This is a genomic window from Desulfobacterales bacterium, assembly GCA_034520365.1.
In the GTDB taxonomy this organism is placed as follows: Bacteria; Desulfobacterota; Desulfobacteria; order Desulfobacterales; family Desulfosalsimonadaceae; genus M55B175.
Genome location: JAXHNP010000002.1, coordinates 474,429 through 492,435 on the forward strand (window position 1 = coordinate 474,429; position 18,007 = coordinate 492,435).

At 51.8% G+C, this 18,007-nt stretch carries 16 protein-coding genes and 3 tRNA genes; 7 read left to right on the plus strand and 12 right to left on the minus strand.

The features are described from left to right. Positions 1-336 precede the first annotated feature (336 nt). Positions 337-1,452, plus strand: coding sequence for an aspartate-semialdehyde dehydrogenase (asd, locus tag U5L07_02345; protein MDZ7830573.1), 1,116 nt, complete (start codon positions 337-339; stop codon positions 1,450-1,452). A gap of 103 nt (positions 1,453-1,555) precedes the next feature. Here the strand turns inward: asd and U5L07_02350 are convergent, their stop codons facing one another. Genes U5L07_02350 through U5L07_02390 form a run of 9 tightly spaced genes read right to left on the minus strand, consistent with a single transcriptional unit; the run spans position 1,556 to position 9,586 of the window. After that, a complete protein-coding gene (locus tag U5L07_02350) occupies positions 1,556-2,197 on the minus strand; it encodes a CPBP family intramembrane glutamic endopeptidase (GenBank protein MDZ7830574.1) in 642 nt (213 codons plus the stop codon). Next, on the minus strand, positions 2,173-3,669 hold the full coding sequence (locus U5L07_02355; GenBank protein ID MDZ7830575.1) for a HEAT repeat domain-containing protein: 1,497 nt from the start codon (positions 3,667-3,669) through the stop codon (positions 2,173-2,175). The genes U5L07_02350 and U5L07_02355 overlap by 25 nt, the downstream gene beginning before the upstream one ends. Positions 3,670-3,689: 20 nt before the next feature. Continuing rightward, entirely contained in the window at positions 3,690-4,139 is a 450-nt protein-coding gene (gene aroQ, locus U5L07_02360) for a type II 3-dehydroquinate dehydratase (protein ID MDZ7830576.1), read from the minus strand. 2 nt (positions 4,140-4,141) lie between these two features. Next, positions 4,142-4,801 (minus strand): ribulose-phosphate 3-epimerase, encoded by a 660-nt coding sequence (rpe, locus tag U5L07_02365; GenBank protein ID MDZ7830577.1) that lies wholly within the window; start codon positions 4,799-4,801, stop codon positions 4,142-4,144. Positions 4,802-4,820: 19 nt separating this feature from the next. Next, the gene (locus U5L07_02370) at positions 4,821-5,783 is read right to left on the minus strand and encodes a PASTA domain-containing protein (GenBank protein MDZ7830578.1); all 963 of its coding nucleotides are present in this window, start codon (positions 5,781-5,783) and stop codon (positions 4,821-4,823) included. After that, on the minus strand, positions 5,783-7,156 hold the full coding sequence (gene rsmB / locus U5L07_02375) for a 16S rRNA (cytosine(967)-C(5))-methyltransferase RsmB (protein ID MDZ7830579.1): 1,374 nt from the start codon (positions 7,154-7,156) through the stop codon (positions 5,783-5,785). The genes U5L07_02370 and rsmB overlap by 1 nt, the downstream gene beginning before the upstream one ends. 13 nt (positions 7,157-7,169) lie before the next feature. Further along, positions 7,170-8,111: a methionyl-tRNA formyltransferase gene (gene fmt / locus U5L07_02380; protein ID MDZ7830580.1), complete on the minus strand. Its 942-nt coding sequence runs from the start codon at positions 8,109-8,111 to the stop codon at positions 7,170-7,172. After that, positions 8,101-8,613 (minus strand): peptide deformylase, encoded by a 513-nt coding sequence (gene def / locus U5L07_02385; GenBank protein ID MDZ7830581.1) that lies wholly within the window; start codon positions 8,611-8,613, stop codon positions 8,101-8,103. Before def ends, fmt begins: the two co-directional genes overlap by 11 nt. Positions 8,614-8,647: 34 nt before the next feature. After that, positions 8,648-9,586 (minus strand): bifunctional riboflavin kinase/FAD synthetase, encoded by a 939-nt coding sequence (locus U5L07_02390; protein MDZ7830582.1) that lies wholly within the window; start codon positions 9,584-9,586, stop codon positions 8,648-8,650. Positions 9,587-9,691: 105 nt separating this feature from the next. On the opposite strand from U5L07_02390, the gene U5L07_02395 reads away from it, so the two are divergent. Then, a tRNA-Leu gene (locus U5L07_02395) sits at positions 9,692-9,778 on the plus strand. A gap of 684 nt (positions 9,779-10,462) precedes the next feature. Here the strand turns inward: U5L07_02395 and U5L07_02400 are convergent. Further along, positions 10,463-10,539: transfer RNA gene (locus U5L07_02400), tRNA-Arg, on the minus strand. Positions 10,540-10,700: 161 nt separating this feature from the next. Between U5L07_02400 and tadA the strand changes: the two genes are divergently transcribed. From tadA to U5L07_02425, 5 genes are all read left to right on the plus strand, one after another. Next, positions 10,701-11,183 (plus strand): tRNA adenosine(34) deaminase TadA, encoded by a 483-nt coding sequence (tadA, locus tag U5L07_02405; GenBank protein ID MDZ7830583.1) that lies wholly within the window; start codon positions 10,701-10,703, stop codon positions 11,181-11,183. A gap of 17 nt (positions 11,184-11,200) precedes the next feature. Further along, complete coding sequence (locus U5L07_02410; protein ID MDZ7830584.1) at positions 11,201-12,496, plus strand: adenylosuccinate synthase; 1,296 nt, start codon at positions 11,201-11,203, stop codon at positions 12,494-12,496. A 103-nt stretch (positions 12,497-12,599) separates the two neighbouring features. Then, positions 12,600-12,676: transfer RNA gene (locus U5L07_02415), tRNA-Pro, on the plus strand. A gap of 206 nt (positions 12,677-12,882) precedes the next feature. Beyond that, positions 12,883-13,926, plus strand: coding sequence for a peptidylprolyl isomerase (locus tag U5L07_02420; protein MDZ7830585.1), 1,044 nt, complete (start codon positions 12,883-12,885; stop codon positions 13,924-13,926). Positions 13,927-14,255: 329 nt separating this feature from the next. Then, entirely contained in the window at positions 14,256-15,263 is a 1,008-nt protein-coding gene (locus tag U5L07_02425) for a beta-ketoacyl-ACP synthase III (protein ID MDZ7830586.1), read from the plus strand. Here U5L07_02425 and pgi read toward each other — a convergent pair. Then, positions 15,260-16,882 (minus strand): glucose-6-phosphate isomerase, encoded by a 1,623-nt coding sequence (gene pgi / locus U5L07_02430; GenBank protein MDZ7830587.1) that lies wholly within the window; start codon positions 16,880-16,882, stop codon positions 15,260-15,262. The two genes, U5L07_02425 and pgi, sit on opposite strands and share 4 nt — an antisense overlap. Before the next feature lie 17 nt (positions 16,883-16,899). Further along, positions 16,900-17,850: an exopolyphosphatase gene (locus U5L07_02435; protein MDZ7830588.1), complete on the minus strand. Its 951-nt coding sequence runs from the start codon at positions 17,848-17,850 to the stop codon at positions 16,900-16,902. Positions 17,851-18,007: the final 157 nt, after the last annotated feature.

Sequence of the window (18,007 nt, forward strand, 5' to 3'; positions counted from 1 at the left end):
CATCCGGATGGCTTTCTCAATACCTATATTGGCACACGGTGAATTTGTTCTGGCGAACAACCCCATAACCATGGGGTTATTCGCATGTAAGGTCGGCACGGTGGCCGACCCTACGATGGATCGGGTTTTTCCCCATTCGTAGGGCGGGCCACCGTGCCCGCCTGAAAAATAGATAGAACAAATTTACCGTGTATATTGGCAATGTTGGTGTTGACAAATATTGATGAATCTTTTTAGGTTAGTAATTCATCGGCGTCATTGCGATTCAGCCGCAAAGGCCGTCATCTTGATTAAACCAAAATATTTCGGATTAAAAGATATGGAAAGGAAAACAGCATGCTAAAGGTAGGATTTGTCGGCTGGCGGGGAATGGTCGGCTCGGTTCTGATGGCGCGGATGCGCGCTGAAAATGATTTTCAGGGCATATCCCCCCTGTTCTTTACAACTTCGCAGATGGGGCAGAAAGGCCCGGATATTGGAGTCGACCTGCCGCCATTAAAAGATGCCCATGATACCAGGGCCCTTGCCGAAATGGATATTATTCTGACCTGCCAGGGCGGGGATTATACAAAGGCTGTATATGAAAAACTGCGCGCCGCCGGTTGGCAGGGATATTGGGTGGATGCGGCATCCACCCTCCGAATGGCTGAGGACAGCATTATCGTACTGGACCCGGTCAATCAGGCCATTATTGACGAGGCGTTCTCAAAAGGGATCAAAAACTTTATCGGCGGCAACTGTACGGTCAGTCTGATGCTGATGGCCATTGGCGGCCTCTTTAAGGCCAACCTGATTGAATGGGTCACCTCAATGACCTATCAGGCCGCATCCGGTGCGGGCGCCAAAAATATGCGTGAGCTGGTGAGCCAGATGGCGGCCATCGGCAACGCAGCCGGAGATCTGCTTGATAATCCGGCCTCCGCGATTCAGGATATTGACCGCCGGGTGATCGAGCATATGCGGGACAGCCGATTTCCGGTGGACAACTTCGGTGTGCCTCTGGCCGGCAGCGTAATCCCCTGGATTGACAGCGAAGTGGAAAACGGGCAGTCCAAAGAGGAGTGGAAGGGATATGCAGAGACCAATAAAATTTTAAATAATGATCCGCCCGTTCCGATAGACGGCATCTGCGTGCGCATCGGCGCCATGCGCTGCCACTGCCAGGCGTTGACCATAAAAATGCCCCGGGCGGTGCCGTTAGATGAGATTGAATCCATGATTCGCGAATCCAACGACTGGGTCCGGGTGATCCCCAATACCAAGGAAGAAACCATGAAGCGGCTGACACCGGCGGCGGTGACCGGCGAACTCGATGTTCCGGTGGGCCGGCTCCGTCATCCGAACCTGGGCCGGGAGTATCTCACCCTTTATACGGTGGGGGATCAGCTCCTGTGGGGGGCGGCTGAGCCGATCAGGCGGATGCTAAATATCCTGAAGGAAAAATTGTCCTGAACCCTGAAGGATCTGGCGGTTACTGTGCGGAAGGTACTGGAGCGGCGGAATTAATGAATCGAAAACGCCCTGGCTGATAACCATTTATCAGCCTCTATTTAGGTCAAAACAGCTGATCGATAAGCCCCAGCATAAAAAGCGACAGATTGCCCGAAACATGAATGATCATTGGCGTGATAAGGCTCTTTGAAACTTCATAGGAAAGAGCGAAAACGACGCCGCCGACAATCTGCGGAACCGGTATGCCAGCGGCCGGCTGATGGGCCAGAACAAACAGGGCGGTGCTGCCGATAAGCGCGGCCAGCAGCCCCCAGCGTCTTAAAAAACTGTAAAATAGGCCGCGGAATACAAACTCTTCAGCCACGGGACCGATGACACCGCCGATGATGATAAAAAGGATTAATCGGCCGGCATTCTCAGGCACTTGAATCTGGATCAACGAAAGGGGGGATATACCGAAAACATACAAAATTCCTGAAACGACAAGCACCAACCCCCCAAAACCTCCAGCCCACAGCACTCCATGCCAAATGCCAGAAGCGGCGGTTTTGAGCGATAGGCCGATGATGCTTATCCGGCGATGAAATATATAGATAATCCCCAAAACCAGGCAGATATCGATCAGCCGGATGGCGGCAGTTACCATCAGCGGGTCGGCATTGATCCACTGGGCGGCTGCTTCCAGGGCGATTACCGCGCCAGCGCAGAGAAGCAGAGGGATTAAATCGATTCCGGCTGAACCCATCCCAATTCCTTTAGCGCATTATAGGCATACCACTGAACATACCAATGGTCTGAGTTCCTTAGCACATGCTTTATTTCTGAAATCGCCCGCTCCGCATTCCGCTGGCCCAGGCTGTAGAGCGCCATGCACGCCACATTGGGATGCGGATCATGAAGGCGTTTAAGGAGGATCTGGTAAGTCTCTGTTGAATCGCTGTTATCCATGGCTTTGACGGCCCAGTAGCGTTCCGCGACTGCCGAACTTTTAGCAAGCCTGATTAACGCCGTTTCATAATCGGAAATCGGCACATCCTTATCATCAATTATTTTCAGGGCCTGAATTCTCTGCTCCCGGCTGTCAGACTTAAGTTTTGAGGCAAGGCCGGCCGGATTCGGATCAGGCCGGGTATTTGCCTGAACGGGGTATAAGGCAAAAGCCCCGGCTGCCGCAAAAAACACACAAGCAAAAGCGGCAAACGCCTGACGCCTGAGCGGTCTCCGGATCCAGAAAAATAAGCCAAAAACCAGCGCATAAACAAAAAAATACAGCAGCAAAGGGGAGGCAATAATCAGGCTGAAAAAAGTAAACTGCCGAAGAAACTGCATCTGATCGGTCTTTTGGGAAAAATTTCTTAACGTTTCCCTGGGTGAGCGCAAAAACCGGGAAACAGAAATCTCTAAGATATTTTGGGCCTTATGCGCAAACAAAAGCCCCTCGTTCGCTTTTCTGACGGTTAGATCCGCCGGAAAATCCGGTGGAATCCTCAGATAGTCCTTACTGCGAAGGGCGGTTTCAATCTCTGCAAACAACCCGGGCTCGCTGATTTGAATGTGTGCGGGGTTTATCTGTTTCTGGCTGAGCGATTTAAACGCCTCAGCCGGATACAGGGTATAGCGGTAATAAAATGAATTAATTTTCTGCCCCACGGGATTACTTAAGAGAATCTGATCCCGGATGTTGATAAATACCTCCGCATTGAGGTTCGGCATCCAGATGCCGGCAATAACAAGGATCGCCAGCAAATGGGGCAGGGCCAATCGCCAACCCGCAACCCTCTCAGACGCCTTGGTCCATTTAACCATCAGGGCCAGAATCAGCAAGGGGAGGCCGGTAAAGGCAGTGGTCAACAAAATCGGAGCGCCTGTCCGGGCGGCTTTATAGATGCCTATCTCCCATAGGATCACCATAATCAGAAAAATTTCCGGCCGGCCGGCAAGAACAAACCGCCAGAGGTAAATCAGAATAAAAGAACCCAGCACAAGACCCGCCCCTGCGGTCAACGTAAAAAAAAGCCCGCCGCAGAATGCCGGCAGAAATGCATCCAGCGAGGCCATGATCCGGGTGTTGGGTACAACCAGATATCCGGCCCCGGCAATTGCTTCAAGGCGATTTAGAAGAGCTGTATTGGACTGGTAGACAAAAAAGGTGAAAACGGCCTGGGCGGCAAACAGGCCAATTGCAAAAATGGCGGCAAAGGCAGGGGGACGCTTCATTTGCTACCCATCCGCGGCCATTAAGCGCCGGCATCGGAAAGCAGCTCTGCCATGGCCGTGATTGCCAGCACATAGCCGTTGGCACCGAATCCGGCAATCTGGCCGGTAACCACATCCGATATCAGGGACTGATGGCGAAAGGACTCCCGCTTGTAAATATTAGAGATATGCACCTCGATGACCGGCAGATCAGTGGTCAAAATGGCATCCCGGATGGCAATGCTCGTATGGGTATAGGCCGCGGGATTGATGATAATCCCCTGGTAAGCTGCGTCTGCTTCCTGAATGGACGCCACCAGTTCGCCTTCATGGTTGGATTGCATGGCGGTTACGGCCATATCAAATTGCCGGGCATGCGCGGTAACGGCCTCGTTGATCGCTTGGAGCGTTTTATCGCCGTAGACACCCGGCTCTCTTTTGCCGAGCATATTAAGGTTCGGCCCGTGCAGAACAAGGATTTTTCGCGGCATTTTCAGCCTCCCAGGAGATCCCTGAATGTTTTAATGGTGGCAGCGTAGTCATCGGTACCGAAAATCGCCGAGCCGGCCACAAACACGTCAGCGCCGGCACCGGCAATATCCTGGATGGTGTTTTTGTTCACGCCGCCGTCGATCTGGATCCGCACGTCCTGGCCGGTTTCTTCGATCATGGCCCTTAAGCGGCGGATTTTATCCAGTGTGTTCGGAATAAATGATTGCCCGCCGAAACCCGGGTTAACACTCATTAAAAGCACAAAATCCAGGTATTCCAGCGTCCACTCAAGGCTCGCAAGCGGTGTGGCCGGGTTGAGCACCGCGCCGGCCCGGCATCCGGCGGTACGGATTAAATCGATGGTACGATTCAAATGGGGACAGGTTTCCACATGAACGGAGACCAGATCCGCGCCCGCCTTGATAAAATCCGGGATATACTTGTCCGGATTTTCGATCATTAAATGCACATCCAGGGGCAGGCCGGTGACCTGATTCACGGATTCCACAATCATGGGGCCCAGCGTAATATTGGGGACAAAATGCCCGTCCATTACATCCACATGAATCCAGTCCGCACCGGCGGCTTCCACTGCCCGGATTTCCTCGGCCAGCCGGCCGAAATCCGCCGATAATATCGAGGGGGCAATCAGCTTTTCCATTCCATATCCTCAAATACAGCTAATAGATTTCCGTTCTGATCAACTTCTCGTTCTGATACAAAAAAACCGCCGCATCAAAATGCCGGGGCACCATGACCCATATCTCCCGGCCGGGGGCCATTAATTCATCATAAATAACACTTGAGGTGCCAAACGCGTTTAACTCAACCCGGATATGCTGCTTTAAAATACCGGGCGGTAGCTGATGGCGGAAAAGCACCTCCCCGTTATCGCTATATGACGAATCCGGCCCCTTTTTGCGGTGCCAGCGGTTAACCGACAGATCAACTTCCTGATCCGGCTGCACATGATAGCCTGAAAAGGGTTTCTGATCAATAATGATATTGGCCGCCTGATCCTCATGGTAAACCGAACGGATTTCACCAAGGGTCAAGCCGTATTGTTCAATGATCTGAACCGCCTCCTCAAGCCCCATGCCTTCTATATCAGGCATGACATATTCCGTCGGCCGCGGTCCCAGGCTGATCAATAGATCAACCGGTTCGTTCCGCTTAACAGGTCTGCCGGCAGCCGGCGTATGGGCGATCACATAATCCTTCTTGATGGTTTGGCTGTAGGTGCGGGTGATTACGCCGGATTCAATGCCGTTGTTTGCCAGAATCACTTCCGCCTGCTGCCGGGGAAGATCCGTCAGGTTCGGCATAGCCAAAGTCTGCGAGCCTTTGGAAAGCACCACCTTGACATCCCGGCCCTTTTTAATCATGGTGCCGGGCTCCGGGTCCTGATAGATCACATGATGGCGCGGTACCTCAGGGCTGTATTCCGAGCCCCTGACTTTTGTGTTAAGCCCCAGATCAGACAACAGTTCCAGAACATTGATGGCATTTTTACCTTCAAGCTCCGGCACCACCACGGTCTCTTCACTTTCAATCACCAGGGTGAGCGTCAGATAGGCACTGATGCCGGCAATACCGAAAAAAACAGCCATCAGGAAAAAAAATTTAAGAATTGAGCGCGTCATTATCGTCTTTTCAGCCTGGCGGCAAAAAAACCGTCCATATCGTGAATATGCGGCAGGCTTCTGAAAAATCCGCTGCCGTCAAAAATAGGCTGAATGTTTCCCAACTCGCCCTGATCCGGGGCCTGCAATTCAAATTGCGGATGCTTTTCCAGAAAAATTTCAACCACCCGGTCTGTCTCTTCAGGTTCCATGCTGCATACCGCATACACCAGAACACCGGACGGGGCAACCCATTGCGATACCGCATCCAAATACCGCAGCTGCCGGTCCGCAAATCTCTTTAACTCTTTTTTGCGGGCCGCCCATTTGATATCCGGATTGCGCCGAATCACACCGAGCCCGGAGCAGGGCGCATCCAGAAGAACCCGATCAAACCGTGAATCCTGTGGCGGGCGGTCAGGTTTGTTCAGATCCATTCGGCATACGCTCACATTGCGAATTTCAAGCCTTGCCATCTCATCGGTCAGTCTTTCAAGCTTTTCAATGTCCTTGTCAATGGCCAGAATACGACCGGTATCTCCCATCAGTTGGGCAATATGGCCGGTTTTGCCGCCCAATCCGGCACATGCGTCAAGAATATTTTCATTCGGTTTCGGGCCAAGAAGATGGGTCACCACCTGTGCGGCTTCATCCTGAACAGTAAAAAACCCCTCCTGAAACGGCGGCAGATGATCGATGGGCGCAGCAGGGCCAATAAAAGAAAGGCCGGCGGGCGCGTATTCGGTTTCAAAAACCCGCTCACACATCCCGGAAAGCGTGTTGCGCAATTCATCCCGGCTGATTTTTAATGTATTGACCCTTACGGTTACCGGCGGGATCTCGTTCATGGCCGCACAGAGCCGGCGGGTTCTTTCAAGCCCGTATCGATTGGCCCAGCGGTGGACCAGCCAGTCCGGAAAAGACTGGCTGATGGCCAGGGCTGAAACCGGATCCGCCGGCAGGATCGATTGGATATCTGCCGGCCGGTTCCGGAGCGTGTTTCTTAAAAGCCCGTTGACAAACCGGCTTGATTTAAGGGAGACGAATCGCTTGGCCATCTCAACCGCGGTATTGACGGATGCGAAATCCGGCACCCGATCCAGATAAAAAATCTGAAACAGGGCAATGCGCAGGATATTTCGGATTTCCGGCGATATCCTGGCCGGGGGCAGGGCGGCATGCTGTTTAATCAGCTGGTCGAGAAGGCGGCGCCGGCGCATCACCCCGAAAACAATGGCATTTGCCAGGCGCCGGTCTTCGGCTGAGAGATCCGCCTGGTCGCCGGCAAATCTTTCCATGACCGTATCCAGCATATCATCGCTTCGCGCCAGATGATTTAAAATATCCAGGGCGAGTTTTCTGGCGGCTATGTCATCTCCTGTTGGCTCAGGCATCATAAGCTGCTGATTATTTGAGTACGGCGCCTTCAGGTATATGCATGCCGCTTAAAAAATCGCCGACTGGCAATCGTTTGCCCCCGGCGGCCTGAAGTTCGAGAAGGGATAGGGCCTCTTGGCCTGCGGCAATGCGAAGTTCCTTTGAAAAGCCGGGAATCACGGTGCCGGGTACGGCCGCGCGGGTGGCGGGCCGCACTTCTGCTTTGAATATGTTCAAACGGAGGTCCTCATAAAAGCAGTGCGCAAGCGGCCATGGATTCATGCCGCGGATCTGCCGCTCAATATGCTCGGCCGGCTGCGACCAGTCAATCCGGCCGTCTGCTTTTTTAAGCATGGGCGCATAGCTCGCTTCGCCGTGATTTTGCGGCACAGGCTGCAATGTACCGGCTTGCAGCGCGGCAATGGTTTGCTTGAGAAGCGCGCCCCCGGCTTGCGCCAGGCGGTCATGGAGCGTGCCTGCCGTGTCATCCGGATGTATCGGCGTCTCTGATGCCATCAGGATCTCGCCGGTGTCAAGGCCGGCATCCATTAGCATGGTGGTTACCCCGGTCTTTTTCTCCCCGTTTATGACCGCCCACTGGATCGGGGCCGGCCCCCGGTATTTGGGCAAGAGCGAGGCATGGACATTGATTGCCCCGTATGGGGGAATCTCAAGGACGCGTTTGGGCAGGATGTGACCAAAGGCCACAACAACCAGTATATCCGGATGATGCTCAGCTATCGCCTGATAAAAGGCGTCTGACTTGGTCGCCTCCGGCTGCAATATCTGCAAACCCAAATTTTCGGCGGCTTTTTTTACCGGGGGGGAGGTTAGCTTGCGCCCCCGGCCTTTGGGCCGATCCGGCCGGGTAACCACGAGCGGAATCCGGCAGCCGAAATCAGCGAGGGCGGCAAGGGCAGGGACCGCAAAATCCGGCGTGCCCATGAATATGATGCTGGGTTTATGCTTCACTGTGCTTTAAGGCCTTTTTACGCTTCTTTTTATACAATTCCCGTTTTAACGGGCTGATCCGGTCAATAAACAGGATGCCGCGCAAGTGATCGATCTCATGCTGAAGAATCACCGAAAGCAGGCCATTGGCATTGATTCGGACCGCTTTTCCGGTCCGGTCAAGCCCTTCGACCACCACACTTTCCGCCCGCTTTACATCTGAGCGAAAATCCGGAACGCTCAGGCAGCCTTCATTCTCCGAAACGGTTTCGCCCTCGCTGGAAATAATTTTTGGATTAATCAAGGTTTTATAATTTCTTTTGTCGGGATCCGCGTAAGGATCGTAGACGATGATGCTCTCATCAATACCCGCTTGAATCGCGGCAAGCCCCACGCCCGGCGCCTGGTACATGGTTTCAGCCATATTTTCAATGATTTCCTGAACCCTGTCATCTATTGTTTCCACATTTTGGGTCGGCTGGCGCAGAAAATCATCGGGATAAGTTAAAATTTCAAGGATCATAATGCTATTCCCCTGCGTTTATATCATGCCCAGATCAGAGATCAGACAGGATCTGTCTGGCATGGTCACAATCTTTGCTGATCTGATCGTGCAGCTCATCAATGCCGGCAAATTTCTTTTCATCCCGGATGCGCCGGATGAAATTCACCCGGATGGCTTCGCCGTAAATATTCTGCTTAAAGTCAAATATATACACTTCAACCGTGAAGAGGTGATCATCAAAAGTGGGCGCGTATCCGATGTTGGCCACACCCTTGTATTTGGTTTTCCGCCATTCCACGATGACAGCGTATACCCCCGTCTTGGGGCAGAGTTCGTCAATCAGCTTAATGTTGGCGGTAGGAAACCCTAACATCGGGCCGCCGCGCTGGCGGCCGGTGACCACTTCGCCGCGAATCTGGTAATACCGGCCAAGCAGGTGCCTGGCGTCTTCCACCCGGCCTTCTGTTACAATCTCGCGCACCCGGGTACTGCTGATCCTTTCCAGATATTGATGTGAAATCGGGATCCAGTCGGCAACGATCACTTCAATGCCATACTGATCGGCCCGCTGTTGCAAAAACGCCACACTGCCTTCCCGGTTTATGCCGAATTTATAGTCTTTGCCGATGACAATCGCCTTCATTCCGATTTTTTGAATCAACAGGTCCTCGACAAATGTCTCAGCAGTGATTGCGGCAAACTCCCGGTTAAACGGGATACACACCAGCACATCGATGCCGGTCTGCTCAATCAGTTCGATTTTCTGCTCATATAGTGTGATCAGGGGCGGAGAGCCGTTGCTGCTAAGCACCTTCATGGGATGGGGCTCAAAGGTAATGGCAACAGATGTTCCGTTAATCGTTTCCGCATGCTCAATAACCTGGTGGAGAATGGCCTGGTGTCCCTTATGCACCCCGTCAAAATTACCGATCGTAATCACCGCGTTCGGGTAAGGCGCTTTTATCTCATCCAGGTCTGTAATCAGTTCCATGGTCAATTTATCCAGTATTTTTTAAAATTATGATATTGACAGCCGACGGAAAAAAATATATATAAAAAAACTTAACTCAAATCAATCCCTGATTTGAGTGCTCGTGCCGAAGTGGCGGAATTGGTAGACGCGCTAGGTTCAGGGTCTAGTGGGGGTTACCCCGTGGGAGTTCAAATCTCCCCTTCGGCACCATATTCCCTTCAGATCAAGCCTTTTAACAACTTCTTTCACCTGTGATGCGGGGATAGATGCCTTAATCAGAAGGATCCGGTCAAAGGCTTTTTCTGCTGCAAACCCGGAATCCTGGGTCAGCAAGATCCAACCATCTTTATTCAACTGTTCAACATCTTCTTTCGAAGTTTCCCGCGAGCGGCTAAGCACATCAAATCCCATGGATCGAAGCCCCTCGGCCAATCCATTGAGATCCTGATCAGTTATGAATTTAGGGCGCCGCAGGGGCGAGCGACGGATTCGGGAGGCGTTGGATATGTCCAGGGATTCAAAAACCGGATAAATCGCTATCCGGTCTCGGTTTTCAAGCAAACGGTCAAGCGCCGCCGAACGACCGTTCACCAGAATCAAATCCACCTGAGCTTCCGGAATTTCAAGCCGCGAAAGAAGACATCGGACATCGGCGCCAGCTTCCAAATTCACCGAGAAATCCGTTTTCCGGTGGACTGCGGGCAAATAGGCATTCAACTCCTCATAAGCCCTTACTGTGACTGAAATATGTTGCTTCATAGGGAGAGCCGCTGAATTTTAAAGAGGAAATAATTGTCCGGATATGTCCAGTATGCTATATGTCTAACGTGCCATATACAGGCTTGGAAATAAAAAACGGGGCCTGGTGCATGACCGTACCCCGTTTGTTTTTTGTGGCGCGCCCGGCAGGATTCGAACCTGCGACCTACGGATTCGTAGTCCGGCACTCTATCCAACTGAGCTACGGGCGCTTAATGTTTGATTGCATATACGTGAATGAAAAAATGATGTCAATATTAACTTTTGTGTATTAACTTTTGTGCTGTTGCCCCTTGACGCTTTATTTGAACGATAATATGTCACTCGCCGGCTTTTATAGTATAAATTATACGTTACCAAGCAAGTCATGTTAATGTCCCATGAAAACTATATGAAACAGGCGCTTGCCCAGGCTGAAAAAGCTTTTAAAGCGGATGAAGTCCCAGTCGGGGCGGTTTTGATAGACGCTGACGGCGAAATTGTTGCTTCAGCCTATAACCAAACCATCCAGCTTTGCGATCCCAGCGCCCACGCGGAGATTCTGGCTTTGCGAAAAGCAGGCCAGCGGCTTCAAAATTATCGATTGCCACACACGGCGCTCTATGTCACTATTGAGCCCTGTGTGATGTGCATGGCGGCGCTGATTCATGCCCGGATCAAGCGGGTGGTTTTCGGCGCAGCGGATCCCAAATGGGGGGCTGCAGGCTCACTTTACCAACTGGCTGCGGATGAGCGGCTGAATCATCATCCGGAAATTATTGCCGGCGTGTGCGAGCCCGGATGCAGACAGCTGATGCATGACTTTTTCAAGCTGAAACGGCGGAATCAGAAGAGCGGATTTCTTGATGATCAATAACAAAAAAGGAGATAACATTGGCAAATATCGTCATTGTGGGAACCCAATGGGGGGATGAAGGCAAGGGAAAAATCGTTGACCTATTGGCAGAATATGCCGACATTGTTGTCCGTTTTCAGGGGGGCAATAATGCAGGCCACACCATGGTAGTGGATGGGGAGCAGTTTATCAGCCACCTGGTCCCCTCCGGCATTCTCCAGGGCAAAACCTGTATTATCGGAAACGGCATGGTGGTGGATCCGGAGGTGCTGATTTCGGAAATCGATTATTTAATCAAAAAAGGCATAGATGTCAGTCCGGAAAAATTAAAGATCAGCGAAAAAGCCCATGTTATCATGCCGTACCATAAAAAACTGGATGCCGCCCGGGAAGCCGCCAATCACAAGCAACGGATCGGCACCACCGGCCGGGGCATCGGACCTTGTTATGAGGACAAGGCCTCACGCCGGGGTATCCGGTTTATTGATTTAGCCGATGAAGAGATATTTGCCGAAAAAGTGAAATCCGCGGCAGAAGAAAAAAATTTCACCCTCAAACAGTTTTATTCGGCTGACGGGGTATCTGCGGAGGATATTATTTCCGAGCATGCCGGATATCGGGAGCGGCTTGCCCCGTATATCTCCGATATATCGGTCTTTCTTGACCAAAAAGTCAGGGAAGGCGGGCAGGTGCTGTTTGAAGGCGCCCAGGGCACCCATCTGGATATTGACCACGGTACATACCCCTATGTGACCTCCTCAAATACCGTATCCGGCAATGCCTGCTGCGGTGCCGGCGTCGGGCCGAAACAGATCAGCGATGTGACGGGAATTGCCAAAGCCTATACCACGCGGGTGGGGCAGGGGCCATTTCCCACTGAACTGTTTGACGAAATCGGTAATCAGATTCAGGAAAAAGGCGCTGAATTCGGGGCGACCACCGGCCGAAAGCGCCGGTGCGGCTGGCTGGATACGGTGATGTTGCGAAATGCCGTCCGTCTAAACAGCCTGACCGGTCTGGCCATTACCAAGCTGGATGTGCTGGGCGGTCTGGATGAGATAAAAATCTGTACCGGCTATACCTGCGGGGGAAAGTCGGTTACGGAATTTCCGGCGGATTTAAAAATTCTTGGCGACTGCGAGCCGGTCTATGAAACCCTTCCCGGGTGGAGCGAGGATATTTCGGGCATCCGAACCTATGCAGACCTGCCGGAAAACACCAAGTCTTACTTAAACCGTATCAAGGCCCTAACCGAGACGCCCATTGATATTATATCCATAGGACCCGGACGAAAGGAAACCATTGTGCTAAAGAACTCATTTGCCGGGATCTGATTGTGACCTGACAATTAATTTTGACATCCTTGACAAGCGGGATTAGAATTAAATTTTTAATTGACAGTGGGAATTTTATGCCATAAAAATGGCTACCAAATGTCGGGACGTGGCTCAGTCTGGAAGAGCACAGCGTTCGGGACGCTGGGGTCGCAGGTTCAAATCCTGCCGTCCCGACCATTTTTATTCACACATCCTGTCTTCCCATTCTATAGTCCACCACCATTATGTTTTTTTCGGATCCATAATGCCTGATGGGCTGTAGGTCACACACAGGCGATGTATGGATTCGGAGAGTTTGGTGCTTTTCCCCAGAAAACGCCGTCACACACGGATTTGCCAAAACATAATAGTATAATAAGATTTAAGATTAAGGAGGATGTTTTATGCGGATCATAGCCAATACAGTGATCATTCTAAGCCTTGCGTTTCTGCTGGCCTCGCCGGCCTGCACGGCAGATGAAAAAGAGGCCAAAACAGAAGAGCAGTCGGGCAGCTATATAGCTATCGTCAACGGGGAAAAAATCCCTCAGCAAACACTCGACCAGAAACTTGAGCTGATCAAAAAGCGGGCCGCCAGCTCCGGCCAGCAGCTGGATGCACAGCGTCTGGCCAGCATCAAGGAGGATATGGTTAATAACATTGTCGAAAAGGAGCTGCTTTATCAGAAAAGCCAGGAGCTTGGCATGGAAGTTGACCCAGGCACCATTGACTCCCAGATGGACCAGTTCAAGCAGCAGTTTCCGGATGAAGAGCAATACAAACAGCAGCTCTCCGCCCTGGGCTACACCGAAGAGCTGCTCCGCAGCGAAATCAAAAAAAACATGGCCATACAAAAATTGATTGAGCAGGAAATTGCGTCCAATATCAATATCACTGAAGACGAAATAAAGGCTTACTACGAAAACAATCCGGAGCAGTTCAAAACTCCGGAGCAGGTAAAAGCCCGTCATATTCTGATAAAAACGGATGAAAAGGCGGATAAAGCCGAAAAGCAGGCAGCCAAGGAAAAGATCAAAGAGCTTGAAGAACGGATTGAAGGGGGCGAGAAATTTTCAGAAGTCGCCAAAGAAGAATCCGAATGTCCGAGCAGCGAGCGGGGGGGCGACCTCGGCTATTTCAGCAAAGGCCAGATGGTCAAACCCTTTGAAGAAGCGGCTTTTTCTCTGGCGGTCGGTGATGTCAGCGATATCGTGGAAACCCGGTTCGGCTACCATCTGATCAAGGCAGAGGACAAGAAAGAGGCTTCCAAGAAAACCTTTGACGAGGTAAAAGATCAAATCAGACAGCAGCTTGAACAGCAGAAAGTCAAAGAACAGCTGCCCAGCTATGTTGAAAATCTTAAAGAGGCCGGCGATGTTGAAATCAATATGCCCGAAACCAGCAGCCCAAGCCCGGAGATGACCGGCTCCATGCCCTCTGTAGAGTAAACGCCGAGGGCATTTAAGGGGACTCAGAAAATTTTAGCCCGTAGGTTACTTAAAAGCGCCGATATTCAAATTAAACGGAATATCGGCGCTTTATTATTTTTTCTTTAAGTATTACATGAAATTTTAAGGTCATGCTGCGCTTACCGCAGGGCTTAAAATACCTTGCAAAAAATGCCGGTTGATTTAAAATTTGACCTAAATTGAGCGATTTTCAAGTTCGCCGCAGATACAAGGAAAATGACGGCGAGCTATAGTTGCCTATGCGAGACATTATTTGACGCAGTAGATGCGGTGAAATTGGAAATCCCGGAAGGAAGGAGTCGCGACATATGACAAGAGCAGTGATTAAATCCACAGGCCGTTGTTTACCGGACAGGGTGGTCACCAACCATGATTTAACCCAGTGGATGGAAACCTCGGATGAATGGATTGTGCAGCGGACCGGCATTCAAGAGCGGCGATGGGTTCCCGAAGAAGGCAATGTCGGGGCCTCCGACCTGGGGCTTGAGGCTTCCAAAATCGCCCTTGAGCGGGCTGGCTGGACGCCTGAAGACATTGACCTCATCATCTTTGCCACGCTTAGTCCGGATATCTTCTTCCCCGGTTCCGGATGCCTGCTTCAGCATAAGCTGGGCCTTAAACAAACACCGGCCCTGGACATCCGGCAGCAGTGCACCGGATTTTTATACGGCCTCGAAATCGCGGACGCCTATATCCGAAGCGGCATGGCCCAGCGGGTCTTGCTGGTGGGCGCGGAAGTGCACAGCACCGGCCTTGACCTCTCCACCGAGGGCCGGGATGTGACCGTAATTTTCGGGGACGGCGCAGGCGCCGTGTGTGTGGAAGCATTAGAAACGGAAGAACCGGTGGGTGTTCTTTCCTCCTGCCTGCATGCCCAGGGGGAATATGCCGAGTCTCTGATGTTGGAACTCCCGGCTTCACGCAACAATCCCCGGATTACAGAAGATGGCATGAAAGAGCGGCGGCATTACCCCACAATGGACGGCTCCCGGATTTTCAAACTTGCGGTCAAACGGCTGCCTGAGGTCACCATGAAAGCGCTGGAAAAAGCCGGACTCTCTTTGGCTGATGTGGACATGATTTTTCCGCATCAGGCCAATCTCAGAATCAACCAGTTCTACCAGAAGGCCCTGGAACTTCCGGATGACAAAATGTTTAACAATATCCAGCGCTACGGCAACACCACCGCCGGGACGATTCCGATAGCCCTTGACGAGGCATTGGAGCAGAATCTGTTAAAGAAAAACGCCACCCTTGTCTTCTCCGGCCTGGGCGCGGGTGTGACATGGGGCGCCATGATCTACCGCATGCCTTAAAGCCCGCCGCCAAACAGCTTTTCCAGATAAAACTTGCGGATGGGATCCCGGTTATCAATTTCATAATCGGGATCTTCATTTTTCCGGGCGATTTCATTGCGGATATCCGAGGCCATGGTTTTTCCCAGTTCCACCCCGTACTGATCAAATGGATTAATATCCCAGACAAACGCCTCAAAAACTGTCTTTGCCTCATAAAAAGAAAGCAGCCGGCCGATACTTTCCGGCGCCAGGCTGTTTAAAAGAATGGTTGAGGAGGGGCGATTGCCGGAGAAGGCGCGCGCCGGATTGCCGTCAGCTTTGCCCACTGCAAGGGCCTGGGCCTGGGCAATCAGGTTGGCCCACAGCTCCTGATGGTTGGTAACCCCCTTGGAAGTGGCATTATAGCTGCTGTTTGCGGGATTTATGGCACCGATAAAATCTATAGGAAACGGCCGGCCCTGATGCGCCAGCTGAAAAAAGGAGTGCTGGGCATTGGTGCCCGGCTCGCCAAAAACAATCGCCCCGGCATCCACTTCCAGGGGCTCTCCATGGACGGTCACCGCCTTGCCGTTGGACTCCATGTATAGCTGCTGGATATGCGGGGCAAGCCTTGAAAGCGGCGAAGAATAGGGGATGATGCCCTGGGCCTCATATCCCAGAAAATTATTGTTCCAGATGCTTATCAGGGCGGCGATTAAGGGCCCGTTCTGCTGGGGCGGGGCCTCGGCCGCATGGCGGTCCATTTCCGCCGCGCCTTTTAAAAATCGCTCAAACCGGTCGTACCCCAGGTACAGGCTCAATGGCACCCCGCCCACGGCGGAGGTCACGCTGAAGCGGCCGCCGATATAGTCGAACATATAGAATGTGGCAAGCGCCGGATTTTCCGGGTCATCCCCGGGACTTCCCTTGCTGGTGACCGTGACCAGATGCGATTCCGGGGCAACCCCCTGAGCTCTCATGAACACTTTGGCCTGGTTTAAGTTGGCCATGGTTTCAGTGGTGGTATAGCTTTTTGATATCACAATCCAGAGCGTGGTTTCCGCGGAAATCCGGGCGGTGATCCGGCTGAAATTATCAATATCCACATTTGAGAGAAAATGTAAATGAATCCCCTGATCCGCCTGATCAGAAAGCGCGGTGGCCGCAAATTCCGTGCCCAGATAGGAGCCGCCGATGCCGATCACCACGATATCCTTAAACGGCAGACCGGTTGAACCCTTTATTTGCCCGTTATGGACCGCCTGTGTAAATTCCCGGATCTGTTCTTGCACCGCCGTCAGATCCGGTATAACGTTATGGCCGTTATCATAGACCGGGTCTTGTGAAAACTGGCGGGCCGCGGTGTGAAGCGCCGCCCGGTCTTCGGTGACATTGACATGGGCGCCATTCATCATTTGATTGAACTTTTCGCGGATCTCCCGGCTATCGGCCAGTTCAAACAGGTAGCCCATAACCTGCTCGTCCACCCGCTGGCGGGAATAATCATAGAAAAGGCCGCCCCCTGAAACCGAACACTGCTCCAGCCGGCTTTCCTGCTCAACGAGATGCTTGAGGTGATATTCCGGCAGTTCCATTTTTTCCGCACTGGACGCGAGTTTCTCCCAAACCGGCAGGCTGGTTAACGCTTGATGGCTCATTTTATAATTTTCCTTTTTTACGTTGGCTGTCCGGGTTCATCGGCTAATGCGGCGATCAGTTCCTGGTAAACCGCATCTGCCCGCTCCAAGGCCACATGGCAGGCGCCTGCGGCCCGATGGCCGCCGCCGCCGTAACCCAGCATGATTTCCCCGATATTTTTCTGCGACGTGGGATTGATAATCGACTTTCCCACGGAAAATGTAATCTGATCCTTGTCCGTATCCCGCCGGATCAAAACCGAAATATTCGCGTCCGGAAACAGCGCATAAACAATAAATCGGTTTCCGGGATACATTAGCGGCTGATCCCGGAAATCCAGGACCACAATATTGGAAACCATGGAGGCCCGGGCTTTTAGCTGCTCCTTATACTGCTTTTCATAGGTGAAGTAGATTTCGGTCCGCTCTTTTACGTCCGGAACCTCAAGGATTTCATTAATTTGCATTTTCAGGCAGTAATCGATAAGATCAAGCTTGAACTGTTGTTCTGAAATCCGGAACTTCCCCCAATCCTCAATACCGGTGCGCTGATCCACCAGAAAATTAAGAAGCGGCCAGCCATCAGGGTGCAGAATTTCATCCCGGGTGAATTGGCCTGAATCCGCTTTATCCACCGCGGCCATCATTTCATCAAAAAACGCCGGAAAGGTTTTGCTGCCCCCATAATAATTATAAACCACCCGGGCGGCTGAAGGGGCATCCGGATCAATCACATGCCGGGGATCTTTCCTGTTTCTTAAGGTCTCGGACACATGATGATCAATGGCCAGATGCACGCCCGGCACATAGGGCAGATTGGTGGTGATGTCCCGCTCCGTGACGTTGATTTCATTGGCCTGCATCTGACTCGGATGATCGATTAATTGGATCTCATCCACAATATCCAGATATTTGATCAGCACCGCGCATATCAACCCGTCCAGATCACTTCGGGTTAACAGGCGGTATTTTTTTGACGTTTGGCTCATTGATAGCATCCTGTATACATATAATAATTTATGAATAATTTGGACAATAGCAAAAAATCAGCTAAACGGCAAGGCGGAATTCGGTTAACAACCTGAAATCCTGAAGGTTTTAAAATCAGTCTTGACATCTGACCGCGGTTACTGGTTTAACCTAAAG

Bases quoted from the DNA above. Each gene is read 5' to 3' on its own strand.
- tadA (MDZ7830583.1), top strand. From the start codon at position 10,701: ATGTCCCATGAAAACTATATGAAACAGGCGCTTGCCCAGGCTGAAAAA.
- U5L07_02390 (MDZ7830582.1), bottom strand. From the start codon at position 9,586: ATGGAACTGATTACAGACCTGGATGAGATAAAAGCGCCTTACCCGAAC.
- aroQ (MDZ7830576.1), bottom strand. From the start codon at position 4,139: ATGCCGCGAAAAATCCTTGTTCTGCACGGGCCGAACCTTAATATGCTC.
- pgi (MDZ7830587.1), bottom strand. From the start codon at position 16,882: ATGAGCCATCAAGCGTTAACCAGCCTGCCGGTTTGGGAGAAACTCGCG.
- U5L07_02420 (MDZ7830585.1), top strand. From the start codon at position 12,883: ATGCGGATCATAGCCAATACAGTGATCATTCTAAGCCTTGCGTTTCTG.
- def (MDZ7830581.1), bottom strand. From the start codon at position 8,613: ATGATCCTTGAAATTTTAACTTATCCCGATGATTTTCTGCGCCAGCCG.
- U5L07_02350 (MDZ7830574.1), bottom strand. From the start codon at position 2,197: ATGGGTTCAGCCGGAATCGATTTAATCCCTCTGCTTCTCTGCGCTGGC.
- U5L07_02370 (MDZ7830578.1), bottom strand. From the start codon at position 5,783: ATGACGCGCTCAATTCTTAAATTTTTTTTCCTGATGGCTGTTTTTTTC.
- asd (MDZ7830573.1), top strand. From the start codon at position 337: ATGCTAAAGGTAGGATTTGTCGGCTGGCGGGGAATGGTCGGCTCGGTT.
- U5L07_02355 (MDZ7830575.1), bottom strand. From the start codon at position 3,669: ATGAAGCGTCCCCCTGCCTTTGCCGCCATTTTTGCAATTGGCCTGTTT.
- rpe (MDZ7830577.1), bottom strand. From the start codon at position 4,801: ATGGAAAAGCTGATTGCCCCCTCGATATTATCGGCGGATTTCGGCCGG.
- U5L07_02435 (MDZ7830588.1), bottom strand. From the start codon at position 17,850: ATGAGCCAAACGTCAAAAAAATACCGCCTGTTAACCCGAAGTGATCTG.
- rsmB (MDZ7830579.1), bottom strand. From the start codon at position 7,156: ATGCCTGAGCCAACAGGAGATGACATAGCCGCCAGAAAACTCGCCCTG.
- U5L07_02425 (MDZ7830586.1), top strand. From the start codon at position 14,256: ATGACAAGAGCAGTGATTAAATCCACAGGCCGTTGTTTACCGGACAGG.